Source organism: Sciscionella sediminilitoris (assembly GCF_000737195.2).
GTDB classification, from domain to species: Bacteria; Actinomycetota; Actinomycetes; order Mycobacteriales; family Pseudonocardiaceae; genus Sciscionella; species Sciscionella sediminilitoris.
Map to the genome: position 1 here is coordinate 1 of NZ_JALM01000197.1, position 285 is coordinate 285.

Here is a 285-nt window from a genome sequence, read left to right on the forward strand (position 1 = left end):
CCGTTCGACGCACCGTCGGAGTTGACCGCCGAACCACGAAGCACCGCCAGCACCGGATGACCGGCCGCCCGCGCCACCGAAAGCCGCTCCACCACCAGCATCCCGACACCCTCACCCCAACCGGTGCCATCCGCCCCCTCGGCAAACGCCTTACACCGGCCGTCCCCGGAAAGCCCACCCTGGCGCGCGAACTCCACGAACGCACCCGGCGAAGCCATCACCGTCACCCCACCGACCAGCGCCCGCACACACTCACCAGAACCCACCGCCGCCGCGGCCTGATGC

The 285-nt window shown here is 71.2% G+C and carries 1 protein-coding gene; it reads right to left on the reverse strand.

Features of this window, described 5'->3' with window-relative positions:
• A partial coding sequence (locus AD72_RS35135) for a beta-ketoacyl synthase N-terminal-like domain-containing protein (RefSeq protein WP_156365534.1) occupies nt 1-285 on the reverse strand: 285 nt, incomplete at both ends.